The organism is Streptomyces sp. NPDC093094 (assembly GCF_044754345.1).
GTDB lineage: Bacteria > Actinomycetota > Actinomycetes > Streptomycetales > Streptomycetaceae > Streptomyces.
The window spans coordinates 47,332-62,303 of the sequence record NZ_JBIVOX010000032.1; the positions used below are offsets into that span (position 1 = coordinate 47,332).

13 protein-coding genes are annotated in these 14,972 nt (G+C 69.0%); 10 read left to right on the top strand and 3 right to left on the bottom strand.

The window, feature by feature from the left end:
* Window positions 1–22 precede the first annotated feature (22 nt).
* From ptsP to ACIQGV_RS37780, 6 genes are all read left to right on the top strand, one after another.
* Window positions 23–1,666 carry a phosphoenolpyruvate--protein phosphotransferase gene (ptsP, locus tag ACIQGV_RS37755; RefSeq protein WP_402503563.1) on the top strand — a complete coding sequence of 548 codons (1,644 nt, stop codon included), beginning with the start codon at window positions 23–25 and terminating at the stop codon, window positions 1,664–1,666.
* A 67-nt stretch (window positions 1,667–1,733) separates the two neighbouring features.
* Window positions 1,734–2,513, top strand: coding sequence for a glucosamine-6-phosphate deaminase (nagB, locus tag ACIQGV_RS37760; protein WP_402503535.1), 780 nt, complete (start codon window positions 1,734–1,736; stop codon window positions 2,511–2,513).
* Window positions 2,513–3,454 carry an ROK family protein gene (locus tag ACIQGV_RS37765; protein WP_402503537.1) on the top strand — a complete coding sequence of 314 codons (942 nt, stop codon included), beginning with the start codon at window positions 2,513–2,515 and terminating at the stop codon, window positions 3,452–3,454. The genes nagB and ACIQGV_RS37765 overlap by 1 nt, the downstream gene beginning before the upstream one ends.
* A gap of 95 nt (window positions 3,455–3,549) precedes the next feature.
* Window positions 3,550–4,488, top strand: a complete 939-nt coding sequence (locus tag ACIQGV_RS37770; RefSeq protein WP_402503539.1) for a hypothetical protein — start codon at window positions 3,550–3,552, stop codon at window positions 4,486–4,488.
* Between the two features lie 312 nt (window positions 4,489–4,800).
* Window positions 4,801–5,130 (top strand): ATP-binding protein, encoded by a 330-nt coding sequence (locus ACIQGV_RS37775; protein WP_402503541.1) that lies wholly within the window; start codon window positions 4,801–4,803, stop codon window positions 5,128–5,130.
* Between the two features lie 784 nt (window positions 5,131–5,914).
* On the top strand, window positions 5,915–6,430 hold the full coding sequence (locus tag ACIQGV_RS37780; RefSeq protein WP_402503543.1) for a lamin tail domain-containing protein: 516 nt from the start codon (window positions 5,915–5,917) through the stop codon (window positions 6,428–6,430).
* A gap of 210 nt (window positions 6,431–6,640) precedes the next feature.
* Here ACIQGV_RS37780 and ACIQGV_RS37785 read toward each other — a convergent pair whose 3' ends face one another.
* Window positions 6,641–8,242 carry a WD40 repeat domain-containing protein gene (locus ACIQGV_RS37785; RefSeq protein WP_402503545.1) on the bottom strand — a complete coding sequence of 534 codons (1,602 nt, stop codon included), beginning with the start codon at window positions 8,240–8,242 and terminating at the stop codon, window positions 6,641–6,643.
* 218 nt (window positions 8,243–8,460) lie between these two features.
* Here ACIQGV_RS37785 and ACIQGV_RS37790 point away from each other — a divergent pair, with 218 nt between their 5' ends.
* Window positions 8,461–8,652 carry a hypothetical protein gene (locus ACIQGV_RS37790; protein WP_402503547.1) on the top strand — a complete coding sequence of 64 codons (192 nt, stop codon included), beginning with the start codon at window positions 8,461–8,463 and terminating at the stop codon, window positions 8,650–8,652.
* A gap of 466 nt (window positions 8,653–9,118) precedes the next feature.
* Here the strand turns inward: ACIQGV_RS37790 and ACIQGV_RS37795 are convergent, their stop codons facing one another.
* Window positions 9,119–10,045, bottom strand: coding sequence for a DUF4238 domain-containing protein (locus ACIQGV_RS37795; RefSeq protein WP_402503549.1), 927 nt, complete (start codon window positions 10,043–10,045; stop codon window positions 9,119–9,121).
* A 130-nt stretch (window positions 10,046–10,175) separates the two neighbouring features.
* On the opposite strand from ACIQGV_RS37795, the gene ACIQGV_RS37800 reads away from it, so the two are divergent.
* From ACIQGV_RS37800 to ACIQGV_RS37810, 3 genes are all read left to right on the top strand, one after another.
* A complete protein-coding gene (locus ACIQGV_RS37800) occupies window positions 10,176–10,763 on the top strand; it encodes a YaaC family protein (protein ID WP_402503551.1) in 588 nt (195 codons plus the stop codon).
* Entirely contained in the window at window positions 10,693–11,208 is a 516-nt protein-coding gene (locus ACIQGV_RS37805; RefSeq protein ID WP_402503554.1) for a YaaC family protein, read from the top strand. The genes ACIQGV_RS37800 and ACIQGV_RS37805 overlap by 71 nt, the downstream gene beginning before the upstream one ends.
* Window positions 11,209–11,908: 700 nt before the next feature.
* On the top strand, window positions 11,909–12,487 hold the full coding sequence (locus ACIQGV_RS37810; protein ID WP_402503557.1) for a hypothetical protein: 579 nt from the start codon (window positions 11,909–11,911) through the stop codon (window positions 12,485–12,487).
* A 1,395-nt stretch (window positions 12,488–13,882) separates the two neighbouring features.
* On the opposite strand, the gene ACIQGV_RS37815 is transcribed toward ACIQGV_RS37810, so the two are convergent.
* Window positions 13,883–14,224: an ANTAR domain-containing protein gene (locus ACIQGV_RS37815; protein WP_402503559.1), complete on the bottom strand. Its 342-nt coding sequence runs from the start codon at window positions 14,222–14,224 to the stop codon at window positions 13,883–13,885.
* Window positions 14,225–14,972: the final 748 nt, after the last annotated feature.

Below are 14,972 nucleotides of genomic sequence, written 5' to 3' on the forward strand. Positions count from 1 at the left end.
AACGACGGCAGCCACCCACACCATGAGCGGCTACGGGGTCAGCCCGGGCCTGGCCTGCGCCCCCGTAGCCCGCCTCGCACTCCCGGTGACCACTGACCCCGACGAAGCCCCCGGCGGCAATCCGGCTCGGGAAGTGCAGCGGGTGCGAGACGCCCTGACCCAGGTCGCGCAGCAGCTGACGTCCGCAGCGGCCGCCGGCGGCGTCGCCGGTGTGATCCTGGAGGCCGGGGCTGCAATGGCTCAGGACCCCGCGCTCCTCCAGGCTGCGGCCGGTTACATCGGCCAGGGCAGACCCACCGCGCACAGCGTCACCCTCGCCGTCGACGCGTACTGCCGCCAACTGCGGGAGCTGGGCGGGTACATGGCAGACCGCGTCACCGACCTGCAGGACATCCGCAACCGCACCGTCGCGCTCCTGCTCGGCGTGCCCCTGCCCGGCATTCCCCGGCCCGGCCGCCCCTTCGTCCTGGTCGCCCACGACCTGTCACCTGCCGACACCGCGGGCCTGGCTGACAGCGACGCCGTCGCCCTGCTCACCGAGGCCGGCGGTCCCACCGGCCATACCGCCATCCTTGCCCGCATCCTGGGACTGCCCGCAGTTGTCGGCTGCGGCGAAGCCGCAGCCCTCACCGACGGCACCCCCGTCATCCTCGACGGCCAATCCGGCACGGTGGAAGCGCACCCTCCGCCCGAGCGCCTGCGCCAGGCCCTCCACCAGGCCGAGGCCGGTGCGCACTATCAGACCCGTGGTCCCGGACGCACCGCGGACGGCCACAGCGTCGCGCTGCTCACCAACATCGGCACCGCGGCCGACGCCGCCAAAGCGGCAACCGCCGACGCCGAAGGAGCCGGGCTGTTCCGGACCGAGTTCCTCTTCCTCGACCGCCGCACAGCACCCACGGTGGAGGAGCAGATCGAGGTCTACACCACCGCATTCCGGCACTTCGCCGGGCGTCCGATCACCGTACGCACCCTCGACGCCGGATCCGACAAGCCCCTGCCCTTCCTGAAGCTGCCGGACGAGGAAAACCCCGCCCTGGGCATCCGGGGCCTGCGGACGGCCCGACTGCAGCCCGATGCGCTCGCCACCCAGCTCACCGCACTCGCCGCAGCCCAGCGCCGCACCGGCGCCCAGCTCAAAGTCATGGCACCGATGGTGTCCACCCCCAGCGAGGCCGCACACTTCGCCGACCTGGCCCGCAGCCACGGCCTGGACACCGTCGGCGTCATGATCGAAATCCCCGCTGCCGCGCTCCGCGCCAGTGACATCATCAAGTGCGTCGACTTCGTCAGCATCGGCACCAACGACCTCGCCCAGTACGTCATGGCCGCCGACCGCACCAATCACGCCGTAGCCGACCTGCTCGACCTGTGGCAGCCGGCCGTGCTCTCCCTGGTCGCCCTGGTCGGCAGCGCCGCTGCCGACCACTGGAAGCCCGTGGGTGTATGCGGGGAAGCAGCGGGCGACCCGGCCCTGGCAGCGGTGCTGGCCGGGCTGAAGATCACCAGCCTGTCCATGGCCGCCCCAGCGGTCGCCGCAGTCCGTGACCAGCTCGCCCGCCTCACCCTGCATCAATGCCAGGACCTGGCGTCCGCGGCCATCAGCGCCGCCGGCCCGGACCAGGCGCGCTCCGCCGTACAGAAAGCGATAACCCGGCACCCATGACCCGCCCGTCACCTCCCTGCTCCCGACCCGATTGCCAGCCACGTGCCGCCCAGACGGGAGCACCGGTATGGAGGTCGTAGTCCGCTCCGATGCCGGTGAAGCCGGACGCACCGCGGCCGACATCGTGCAGCACGCGCTAAGACGCGGCGTACGCACGCTCGGTCTGGCCACCGGCTCCTCACCGCTCCTCACCTACCGCGAGCTGGTTCGCCGGCACACAGACGAGGAACTGAGTTTCGCCAGTGTCGAGGTCTTCCTCCTCGACGAGTACGTCGCTCTGCCCGCCTTCCACCCCCAGGCATACGCGCAAGTCATCCGCCGCGAATTCACACAGCACGTCGACCTCGATCCCTCAAAGGTACGGGCGCCGTCCTCCACGGCAACCGACCCGGTCGCCGAAGCCCGTCGTTACGAGGAGGCACTGGCTGCCTCCGGTCCCATCGGCGTGCAGATCCTCGGTATCGGCAGGAACGGGCACATCGGCTTCAACGAGCCCGGTTCTTCCCTGGCCTCGCGCACCCGGCCCAAGACGCTCACGGAAGCCACCCGTCGCGACAACGCACGCTTCTTCACAAGCCTGCAGGACGTGCCACGGCACGTGATCACACAAGGGCTGGCCACGATCTCCGAGGCCAGCCACCTGGTACTGATCGCTACCGGCCCCGGCAAAGCCGATGCTGTTGCCGCCGCCGTGGAGGGACCGGTCAGTGCCCGCTGCCCCGCCTCCGTCCTGCAACTGCATCCACACGCCACCGTCGTGCTGGACGAATCGGCAGCAGCCAAACTGCAAGACCTCCCCTACTACCGGCACGTGGCTCGCCACAAACCAGCCAGCCAGGGGTACTGATGAGCAACTCATCCAGCATCGTGGCCATCGATGTGGGCGGCACCACCATCAAAGCGGCACGGCTGACCTCCCAGGGCACTGCAGAGGAGACACTGCGCCTTCCCACCCCCGTCAAGGAAGGGCCAGGAGTGGTCCTCGACGCGGTCGCCGAAACGGCTGCCGCCCTCGTTCGGCCTCACACCGCAGCCATCGGCCTCTGCGCTCCCGGACTCGTCGACTCGGCATCAGGAACGGTCCGCTTCGCAGCCAATCTTCAACTGCGCGATGCCCCCCTGGTGCGCCTCGTGACCGAACGGACAGGTCTTCCCGTCACTCTTGAACACGATGTCCGAGCTGCAGCCCTGGCCGAACACCGCCTTGGCCGCGGCAAAGAACTCAGGGATCTCTTCGTTGTTGTCCTCGGAACCGGAGTGGCCGCCGGAATCATCAGCGGCGGCCAGCTCATCCGGGGCGCGCAGAGCATGGCCGGCGAGTTCGGCCACATGACCGTTCGCCAGGGCGGCGAACTCTGCGATTGCGGACAACGCGGCTGCGTCGAGGCATACACCGGCGCCCGGGCTGTCGTGCGCCGCTACAACCGCACAGGCCGGCAGGCTCAAACGGCAGCCGACGTCACTGCCCGCCTGGAGACTGACCACGCCGCGGCGCGCATATGGGACGAGGCAACCGACGCCTTGGGCCGGGCACTCGCCGGCACCACGGTGCTGCTCGATCCGCAGATGATCGTCCTGGCAGGGGGCATGGCTGCCGCAGGCCATCTCGTTCTCCAGCCTGTCCGCAAGGCCCTCGCCGAGAACCTTGCCTGGCGCAGTGCACCCCCGATTGAGGTTTCGCCCCTGGGCGCAGGCGCAGGCCTGCTGGGAGCAGCCCTGCACGCCGCCGAGACAACGGGCGCCTTCGCTCTCACCGACCCCGCCTCGGTCCTTTCCGCGCTCCGCTGATTGACCCCGTGGCGGCAGCCGCAACTGTCCGCAATAGAGGAAAGACCCACCTCATGTGGTACACCAAACGCAGTCGTCACCTGCCACGTCGCCTTGTGCCCGAGCTGGACGACAGCGAACTGAGCCGCGTCCTGTCCCATCTGGACGCCCAGATCGCCGCACAGGGCGACAACCTCGCCGAAGCCAACGACCGCGGCGCCCTGACCTATCCCGTCGAACAGGTACTGCGGGACCCCGGAACAGACTGGGACCGGCGCGTGCATCGCCTCCTCGTTCTCGCTTCCCTCAAGGAAGCGCCCGTCCTGGCGCGCCAGTGGCGTGCCAGGAGCCCAGAGTGCCCCGACGCCGTACTGTTCGATGCCTACGCAGGGCTCGCCCACCGCAGCTCTGAGGGCGCTGCCCACGACATAGGACCGGTGATCACCCTGTGCCGGCAAGCAGCGAAGCTGCTACCGGCGGACCCGGCCCCCTGGATCGCCCTGCTCACCTGCTACCGCTTGATCCGGGCCAGTACCGCAGATGTGCGCTGGGTGTGGGGGGGCGTCAGCCAGAGGGACCGATGGAACCGTGAAGCGCATCTGCAGCTGCTGCGCTACCTGTCTCCCCGCGAGCGCGGTTCTCACGCGATGATGCTGCAATTCACCGACGCGGTCAGAAGCCAGGCGCCCCCGCGGTCTCCGGTGGGGGCGGTGGCTCTTGTCACCAGCCTCACCCAGTACCTCAGCCTGCAGGAAGCCGGTGGACTGACAGAGCTGACTGCGCACCGTCACTGGAGTCAGCCCCCGGAACGCGCTCTCGTCGACGATGCCCTGTCCACCTGGCCGCGACCGGGTTACCTGACGCATGCTGCGGCGCTCGCCGACCTCAACATTCTTGCCTACGTGCTGGTCAAGGCGGGTCGCGTCCGGGAAGCGGCGACAGTGTTCCATGCGATCGGACCGGTGGTCACGTCGTGGCCCTGGCGAGAGGACGGTCCGCCAGTGGAGACCTTCCGTCACTGGTCGCATCGAGCTCAGCGTGTCGCTCGGCAGTGACGCGAGGCACCCGCGAACACCGCAGTTCCAAGCCGCTGACAGCCCCGCCTAAGCCTTCCAGCAAAAAGGGCAATCTGGGCGTCTCGATCCGTTGACAGACGGGCCCGGCATATCCACACTGGTCATATCTGGTTATTACCAGTTCTGGATATGCCGAAACCGAAGCCGAGGCACGTCATGGCACCTCAAGCTCCCCCGCAGACCGGATCAGGGGCCACGACAGCGCCCCGCCCCCCGCTCTGCGTTCGCTCCCGCGCAAACCGCGAAGCTTCGTCATTTGCTGTCACGCTCCAGGCACCCGAGGCGACTGACATGCCTCACATCCGACGCCGAGTGCGCGCCTTTCTAGGCGACCGACGCGTGCCTGACAACGTCCTCGACGACGTACTGCTTGTCACCTCCGAACTGCTCACCAACGCAGTCCTCCACGCACTCCCTCCGGCAGCGCTGCACATACGCTGCGACAATCAAGTCGCTGTCCACATCGAAGTCTCCGATGGAGGGCCCAAGCACACGCCTCAAGCACCGGAGTCGGAGGAGGAACACGGACGCGGCCTGAGCATCGTCTCCGCCCTCTGTGCCAGCCACGGCACGTTTACCCACCACGAGGGCGCTACTCGCTGGGCGCGCATCGGCTTCTGAAGGGAGAAGGGCACCAAGCCAAGACGCCGCTTATAGGCACGGACCCGACTGGTCCGTTCCGCAACACGCGCGGCGGGGCGGTACGTGGTGGGGATGCCGATGTGGATGAGGTTGGAGCCCACACTGGCGACGCACGGGCCGATCACGGCTACGGCGACCGCGGGCGCCGTGACGGTGTCCGTCACCGCCGAGGTTACGCGCACGGCGTGGGACATGGGCGACGGTTCCCCACCCGTGGTGTGCACCGGCCCCGGCACCCGGCACACGTCAGCGATGGGCCGGGCCGCGTGCCCGGAGCCGTGACGCTGGAAGCGGACCAGGACGTGCTGAGTGACTGGAGTGCAGCTCCAACGACCCGCTGCGGCCCTACGTCCTGTGACCGGCGCTCCCGGACCGAGGTTTCGCACCGCAGGCCGGGCGGTTCGCCATAGCCGCGTGTCATGGGAGGGTCCGGCTGTTACGCACTTCCGGGTGAAGGGCCCGGCGGTGGTGGGGTGGCGTGCCGTGGTGGTTTCAGTGCGTGGCCCTGTCCCTGCAAGGGCGGTCTGCCCTTGGCAGCGTCAACCGTGCCAGTAAGCGGCATATGTGACTGTTGCAGTCGACAGTCACGGAAATATGGGCAACAGGTAACACACTCCGTGTTCCGTCCTCAACTCCCGCACATGGTGGACAAAGTGTGGGTGCGCGGCCGGCCGGTCGCCGCCCGCACACCGCACCCACCCCACCGGTGGCCCCGCAAGGGGCTGTCACCGGCGGGAAGGTGCCCGCACCTGCTGGGGGACACATGTCCGCTACCTCTTCCCGCACCTCCCGCCGTCTGCTGGCCGCTGTCCTCGCGGCCGGCGCCGTGATCGGGGCGGCGGCGCTGCCGGCGTCGGCCGCCGACGGCGACCGCAATGCTCGTGCTCCGAGGGTGGAGATCTCGGCCGTGCAGTACGACTCGCCCGGTCGGGACGACCGTTCGAACCGGTCGCTGAACCGGGAGTGGGTGGAGCTGACCAACACCACCCGCCGCAGCGTCGACCTCGACGGCTGGACGCTGGAGGACGAGGACGGTCACACCTACACCTTCGAGGGCTACCGCCTGCCCGGACGCGCCACGGTCCGCATCCACACCGGCGTGGGCCGCGACACCCGCACCGACCTCTACCAGGACCGCCGCAACTACGTGTGGGACAACCGCTCCGACACCGCCACCCTGCGCAACGACCGCGACCGTTTCATCGACGACGAGTCCTGGGGCAACGACCGCCACGGCCACCACGGCGGCGGCAACCACCACCACGGCGACCGCCACTGATCTCTGCGATCCCGCGCCGGTGACGGTGACACGTCCCACCCGCGCAGGCACATGACCATCGGCGCGCCCGGTTCCGTCCACGGCCAGGCGCGCCGATGCTTTGCGTGAACGCCGCGAGTGGGGCGGCAAGGCCCCGCCATGCGCCCGGAGGACCTGCGTCGCATCGTTCGCCTGCGCTGATCATTCTCTGATGCCGATGCGTTGCCCCTGTCATCCCGGCCGCCGGCCGTCTGTGGGATTCGCCCACAGCCGGACCTGGCCGTTGCCGTCTCCAGTGGAGAGGAGGGTGCCGTCGGGTGAGAAGGCCACCGCGAACGCGCCGCCGGTTTGGGCGGTGAGGATTTCGCCGACGGGCTGGCGAGTGTTGGCGTTCCAGAGCCGCACAATGCCCTCGCGGTAACTGGTGGCGAGGAGGGAGCCGACAGGGGAGAACGCCACCCCGGACACTGAGCCCTGGTGGTTGGTGAGGGGTTCGCCGAGGGGCTGGCGGGTGGCCAGGTCCCAGAGGCGGACCTGGCCGTCGTTGTCGCTCGTGGCGAGAATGGTGCCGTCGGGTGAGAACGCCACCCGGAACACCCAGCCTGTGTGGCCGCCGAGGGGTTCGCCGACCAACTGGCGCGTGGTGGGGCTCCACAGCGGGATCCTGGCGAATTCGCCGCTGGTGGCGAGGAGGGTTCCGTCGGGTGAGAACGCCACCGAGAACACCGCGCTCCTGCGGCCGGGGAGGGGGTCGCCGATGGGCTGGCGGGTGGTGAGGATCCAAAGGCGGATCTGGCCGTCGTTGTCGCTGGTGGCGAGGAGGGTGCCGTCGGGTGAGAACGCCACACCGGACACCCAGCTGGTGTGGCCGGTGAGGGGTTCGCCGACGGGCTGGCGGGTGGCGGGGTTCCAGAGGCGGACCGTGCCGTCCTCGCCGCCGGTGGCGAGGAGAGTGCCATCGGAAGAGAACGTCACCCCGTACACCGTGCCCTGGTGGCCGGTGAGGGGTTTACCAAGGGGCTGTCGGGTGGCGGGGTTCCACATCCGGATCTGGCCGTTGTCGCCGCTGGTGGCGAGGAGGGTGCCGTCGGGGGAGAACGCCACCGCCCACACCGTCCTTGTGTGCCCGGTGATGGGATCGCCGACTGGCCGCTGGGTCGCCGGGTCCCACAGCCGGACCGCGCCCCCTTGGCTGCTGGTGGCGAGGAAGCTGCCATCGGGGGAGAACGCCATCCCCGTCACGCTGCTGGCGTGGCCGGTCAAGGGCTGGCCGACGGGGTGGAAGGTGGCCGGGGCCCGCAGCGGTACTGGGCTGTTGCCGGCGGAACGGGCAGGAGGTCTGGGGGAGAGGCTGGAGTCCTGGTCCTGGCCTGACGCTTCAGCTGGTGCTGCGGTGGCGTGTTCTGCCGTGGTCTGTCGGGGAACTGCGCGGGGTTCGTGGTCCTCCGGGCCCGCAGGCAGCGCGGGGAGTGGTGTGCTGTTTGCGCGTTGACGCGGGGGGCGTGCTTTGGTGGCGGCTTCCCAGCGGTCGTGCCAGATGTCGAGTTCGGGGGCGTCCTCGGCCGGCGGGGCGCAGGGCTTGCCGGTGCGGTCCCAGGACATGAGGGTCCGCACGAGCCACAGCAGTTTGTCCCGGCCGGCGTAGCCGCCGTTGAACAGGCCGCTCTGTGTGGAAGGGGCGAGGGCGACGCTTTCGTCGGCGAAGAGTTGCTTCGCGCGTTTCTCGATGTTGCGCAGGGACGGGTTGCCCGCCCGGACCCTGAGATCCGCCAACTGTCCGGCCTGCTGGTTGAGGAGTTCTTCGTAGCTGCCGGTGGTGTCCGGTAATGCCATACGCCTGGTTCCCCGTCGTGTGTGGTGGCAGGCCAGGCTAGGCCGGTTCGGGCGTACAGCGCTGAACTTCCCGGAACGTCCCTGAACACCCTGGGACGCGCTGTCGTGTTCCGCCGGACACACACCCTCTGTTCGCTGCTTGGCGCGCAGCGATCGGACTTCGGCGAGATTGTTCGGTATGTGCAGGTCAGGGCCTTGCGCGCTGCACATTCGACGGCATGACGAACTCTCAGAACCCGCAGCCGTTCCTGTCCCTTCACACCGCCGTTGTCCTGCTGATCGCTTTCGTGATCGGCGTCATCATGGGTGTCCTGGCCGCCCTCGCCGGCGCCCCGGTGCCCGCGGCCGTGGCCGCGGGCATCACCAGCGCCGGTGCCACCGTCGTCCCGCTGCGCAGCCTCGTCCGCTGACCGTGTCCGCCGAGCTGCTGGGCGAGCGCCCGCCGGGTCGTGCTCCGCCGGGTGGTTCGACTGCCTGGGTGCCGTCCTGGGACCGCCACTCGCGTCTGCCGGGTGGGCTGGTGCCAGGGCGGTCCCGTGGCGGTGGTCCGGGCAGTGGTGCCGGGGGACTCGCGCGCGTGCACGCGGGAGGGCAGCGGGGCACGTGCCACCTCTGTGCCCGAGACACCTGGGCGAGTAGGGCACGCCTTCGGATGGCCGTACGGTGAACCATTCGCGTGTGCGGATGCGCGATGGGTGGTGTCAGACCCTGCTGTCACCATCCGACCATGGCCCAGATCAGCCCAAAGCTCGCCCGCACCTACTTCGGGGAGATCTCCGCCGGTTCCGCCATCCCGCTGGACTTGGACGGCCTCCTGAACATGGTGGACCTGCGTCGCCACAATCATGTCGTCATCGGCGAACCGAGAATGGCCTGTCAGGTGGTCCGGTCACCGGCTGATCGTCGCTGTGCGGCGCGTTCCACGAACGGCTCCAGGCCGCTCTCGGGGTGCATGTAGACGTAGCGGTGGGCGGCGTGGACCTGCACGGCGTTGAGGCGGTCGACGAAGGACCGGGGGACGGTTAGCATCGCGTCCTCGGTGCCCAGGGACAGCATGCGCTGTGGGCCGATGGGAAGTACGAGGGTCTGGGCGTCGCCGAACGCCATGCCGTAGATGGTGCGGCTTCCCTCCACGGACAGGGTCAGGGCCGGGTTGTCGCCGATCAGGAACTGGCCCGTCTCGGGCGTGATCACCTCCAGCCGCCGCGTCGACGCCAGGTCCCGCATCTTGCGGAAGGTGTCCTCGATGCTGGTGCGGAAGAGCTTGCCGCTCTCGCGGTCGCGCATGACCGTGGACCGTTCGATGAGGCGTTCGGCGAAGGCGCCCAGGGCAGCCGGGCCGGACAGATACAGGCCCGTCTCGCGCAGGGCCTCGAGGCGGAGCTGCTCCGGATACTGGGTGATTACCTTGGCGATCAGGTGCGTGCGGGCCCGCTCGACCGAGTTGGTGTGCACATCGCGGTAGTGGAGCGACCGGACGTAGTGGAGCACGACCAGGTCGCGCAGCACGTCCACGTGAAGCGGGTCGGCGAACGGAGTGCCGGCGTGCACGGCGGCGAACGCCGCAGGCACGCGCCTCTCCACGTCGCCCCACAGTGCTTCAACGGATGGGGAGTCGACGGCGACGAAGTTCTCGACCCAGCCGCATCGGCTGGTGGGCATCCGCTTGTGCACGCGTCCGGGGTTGCGCAGGTCGAACGGGAGCAGCTGTCGGCTGCTGCCCTTTGGCTCGGGCGTCGTGAACTCCTTGAGCAGGACCTGGGATATGAGGTGCTGCCGGGATGTCTGCTGTGCTGTTCCCACACGCCGAATTCTGCCAAGTGCCCCTCGCCACCCGCTCGGAGTTTCCCGGCTGCCGATAGTTGCGCGCCCGCGTACGCGAGGAGAAATTCACCCAGCGGCGTCAACCCGACAGCGAGTAGCGTCCCGGGTCATGTACATCGATGTGAACGCCGATGAGGCGTGGGAGCGGCTGCGGGCCAGCCGCTGGAAGCCACCGGGCCGGGCTGCCGGAACGGCCTCCCGCCGCAAGACCTACGCGGCGGCCCTGGAGCAGACGGAGCAGATGTTCCGCGCCGCCGCCGTCGTGGGTCCCGCCACGCGCCCGCTCCAGGTCTTCTACGGCCTGAGCCAGGCTGGCCGCGCCATCGCGGCCGCCGCAGTGACCCTCAAGAGCGAGGACTGGCGGCTCGTCACCCACGGGATCAAGGCCTCCGGGTTCGACAAGCCCTTCCCCGACATCGAGATCCGCACCGACCCGCCTGGCACTCACGGCAGCTTCGTCCGGGTCAGCGAAGTCCTCGACTCCCCGGTGTGGGAGAAGGACGCGGTGCGTCTGGAAGACGTGTGGGACCTGCTGCCCCTGAACCTGGACTACCCGCTCACCGGGCGGGAGCGGCCCACCCCGCTTTTTCGCCGCCGCGAGCGCCATCCACCAGCAGGACCACCCCTTGCTGAGCATCCCCGTGTGCGACATCCCGGACCGGGTCATCAACGACGGCAGTCGCCAAGCGCTGGCTGACTTCCTCACCGCCTACCCTGCCGTTGCCCGGCACGAGAGCTACGTGACCACGCGCGCCTTCAACCTTGGCGCCGCGGCGACACCCGAGTACACCCGCTACAAGCACGGTGGCGGCGAACTGGTCATCAACTGGGAGATGCCCCAGGGCTCGGCAACCGCAGCCGAACGCCTTGAGCACCTGCTGACCATGACCCGCCCCTACGCGACGCAGCGGTACTTCCTTCCCGTCCTCGCCCGGATGCCCCGCGAACTGCACCCGCTGATGGCCTGGTGGGCTGTTCTGTACGCCCTATCGATGCTCGCCCGCTACGAACCCGCGAGCTGGGTGACCAACATCAGCGTCGACAACAGCCAGCACGCCGTCTCGATAGAACGGCTCCTGGAACGTGCCCTCAACCACCTGCCCGTCCTGATCGCGGACACCATTACCGAGGTAAGCACCTGATGCAGCGGCAGCGCAGCGTGGAGACCGCGGCAGGCGGCCCAGGGCCTCCACACACCCTCTCAACTCGGGTCTACTCCGTTGACCCGACGACAGCGAGGCTGGACAGGATCACCCTGCCCGGCCCCGCTGTCCGCTGTCATCGCGACTGAATCCAGAGGCCGCCGTACGCGACGACGGCACCGCCGACCGCGGTTGCGGCCCCGCGGATTAGATGCAATCCAGCCTCGTTGCGGAGCCGCCGGGCACGCAGGACCCACCGGGTCCTCGATGACCCGCCATGCGGCGTTGGGAGGGGTTCCGGGTCCGGGCTGTTGCCCGTACGCTCGCACTTGGACATGAACTCTCCTTCAATGGGGATGTTCGGTCTTCTGCAGACGGCTCCCTGCCCACCAGGGGGCCGTCGCCGTTTTCCGGCGACAGCTGCCGTTGTCCACTCCTTGAGACGAATCCCGAACCTCAGGGGTGGACGGCAACAACAAAAGCACCCCGAAAGGGCCTCTGACCAGCAAAAACGTGGAATTGCTGAAAAGTGGTTCCAAGGGTCGTAGCTGGTTCACAACCAGCTAATGAGGGCTTGAGTGAGATGAAAAGTGGTCTCAGCGAGGCCACACGGGACCACCTGCGCTCTCCTGTGGTGTGATCTCGGGTGAGTCCAAGCTTTCCTGTGTCTAACTGCGCTTGAACGTGGCAGAGTTGGTGGATGCCGCGGATGCTTCGAATGCCTGGTAAAGATGTGCTGCCGCCCGGTCCCAAGCGGGACCTGGTCGCTGAGCTCTTCGTGCACTATCGGCTGGCATCGCGCCCTCCGCTTCCGCAGATTGCGGCTCTGACCGGCACCGAGACCAACCCTCAGAGGGTGAGCCGAGAAACCATCCGGCGTCTCCTCACCGGGACGACCACCAGCCAATGGACGGTCGTCGATGCCGTCCTGCGCGCTCTGTGTCATATGCAAGACCGAGATCCGGATGGCCGCCGCTGGCCCGAGCCGGACGACTGGGACGAGAACGATCCGACGACCTGTCGCGAACACTTGCGCCGCCTGTGGAACGACGACATCGACAGCCTCGAGCCGGACGAAGCACCAGCAACGCCACCCGCCGCGCCGGCGCAGACTGCCTCGGGCTGGGGTAACCCACCGGCCACGGTGCCCCCGTCCCGGCAGGCTTCCGGCGGGTGGGGTGGTTCTGCATCGCCTCCGGCAGATGATCCCTGGGCCACAGGCCCGCTCCCCAAGGCTCCCGCCCAGCCACTTGCCTACAGCGACGAGCCTCCCTTCTGAGCCGGACTCTTCACCGCCAAGGCCGCTCTCGTTCCGGCTGAAGAGGGCTCCGGAACCCAGTCGGACTCTAGGTGTGTTGCCGTTGTGCCCGGAAACTGCGGCGGGCGGGCTCCGGGCATGACCGCAGTCACATGCCGAGGATGCGGCATCGGTATCGGCCAGGTCCACGCCCAGCACGTAGGCGACGACAAGCACGCCTAGACGAGCGCGGTGACGGCGCCAGCCTTGTTCGCGAAGCCTTTGACGAACTCCTCGCCGAACAGTCTTCTGGAGGTCGGCTATGTGTTCGGCGCGTTCGTCCAGGCGCCCGCGCAGGTTGCGGGCCTCGGTCTCGGCGACCTTGCCCAGGCCGTCCGTCGCGGTGGCCCCGTTGTGGCCGGGCTTCTCGGCCCGCTCGATCTCCGTCTCCTTGTCGGGTGGGGCGGGGGCGTTGAGGCGGAAGCCTGCGGCGAGGAGGTCCTCCACGGGGATGAGCCATCCGCGCTGGTCGTCCTGGACCGCTCCGGGGAGGTCGCCGGCTTCGCGGCGGCGTCGGATGGTCGTGCGGCTCACGCCGCAGGCGGCGGCCTCGCGCTGGGTCAGCAGGGGACGACTGGTGCTCATGGCCCCGTATCCTCCCCCGACCGGGCTCCGTCGCACACCCTGTCCGGTACACACGGCCGCAGCGTGTCCAACGCGCTGACCTGCCGTGGTCGGGCCTGTGGTCGGGGCATGATCGGGCCTGTGGTCTGGGTTGGGCGTCCGTGGTCGGGGCTGGGCAAGCCTCCCTCCGGGCGCCGACTTCGGGACTCCCGGAGTTCGGGAGTTACAGACTCCGGGAGTTACAGACTCCGGGAGTCCCGGACTCCCGAAGCGCCAGCCCGGCGGTTGTATCTCCTGCGACATCTCCTGATCGGGCCTCCGGGCCGCCCTCGCAACGCCGCAGGTGACCACGGGCATTCGGGCGTGGTCGGGGTCGGACATCCCCCTCAGAGCACCCCACGACCGCCTCACCCCGGAATGAAGATGGATGGGAAGAGCGGGCGGGACGTGGGGAGCGCCTCAGGGGATCGGGGCCGGCCTCTTCCTGTCCCGCGCTCGGCGGGGCCTCGCGCGCCCCTGGTACGCCGTGCCCGGATGTTGCGCTAGAGGTTGCGCTAGACGTTGCGGTAGAGGTTGCGCACCCCTCCAGCGACCTCCCGCGTCCTCGCAGGTCAACCCCCGGAAAACGGCGGTCTGCCGCGCTGACATCCCCCTCTGCACACCCCCTGCGCTCGCCAGACCAGAAAAGGAAGGGAAGGGGCGGGCGGGGCGGGCGGGTGCGCGCCGCCGGGGGACCGGGGTCCCTCTCTCCTGTCTCGCGCGTCGGCGGGACCTCCGCGCTCGGCGAGCCGGTCGCACGGGTAAAGGGGCGGATCAGTTGCTTACCGGAGCCGATCCGGGGACCTGGGGCGGGCTGTGGCGCTCCAGCGCCGCACCCAGCTCGTCGGCGATCTCGGGAGAGATCTCGCCTGTACGGCCCCACAACAGGACCAGCTCGGCGACGTGGCGGAGTTTGATGTTCGTGTGCTGCGAGATCTCCCGCAGCACGGTCCAGCCCTGGTCGGAGTCGATCCGTCCCATCGCGATCATCATGCCGATCGCCTGGTCCACGACGGCATGGGACGTCACCGCCTCCTTGAGCTGCTCGGTCTCCTCCTCCAGCTCACCGACGCGGTTGATCCAGCTTCCGGGCTTGGGCGTGCCCTGTTCCGGCATCACCCCTCCATCATCTGCCCCACAGCCGTCCGATACCAGGGCCCATGCCGGGCGCCCCCCGCGCCTTCGCCGACACCGGGGTGTAGGGCAGGGAGTCCGTCCAGGGGCCTGCTGGGTGTCCGCTGGTGTCCGTCTGGGCATCGTCGTCCGGCGGGCCCGCGGCGGGTGTCCAGCGGGCCTCTGGACGGGTCTCTCCCTATTTCACCGGTGGGTGAGTCATCGTCATTTGGGTTGGTGGTGTGGGGTGTTCCCAGTTTTGATCCGGCCTGGTTTTTGACGCATTCGGTTGGGGGTTATGGGTCGTTGTTTCGGGGGGTTTTGATGGGGGGTCAGTCGGGGTTTTTCGGGGCCCGTTCGGGGGTTCTGGAATTGGGGTTGGGCGGGGTGGTGTGGGGGTGGTGGTGGGGTGTGGGCCCAGGATTCATCCGGGCCGCAGTCTGACGCACGGCGGGTTGAGGGCGGAAGCGGAATCTTCAGGCCGGTGGGGTCGGCCGTGCGTCGGTCACGTTGCGTGTCCAGTCTCGGCGGCTCACGCCGCCCTTCTCCTGTCGGTGCCGCCCGCGTAAGCGGGCTTCTGGCCTGCTGTGGAGCAGCGGGTCAGGCGGTGCCGGAGGCGCCGCTCACGGGGACCGCGGAGCGGTCCCCGTGCCTCTGCGTCACGGAGTGGCGCAGCCCCGTGGAGCGCGGAGCGCGAAACGGAACCGCCGCGTAGCGGCGGCGCGTCGTCTTCGCGGAGCGAAGCGCGCGC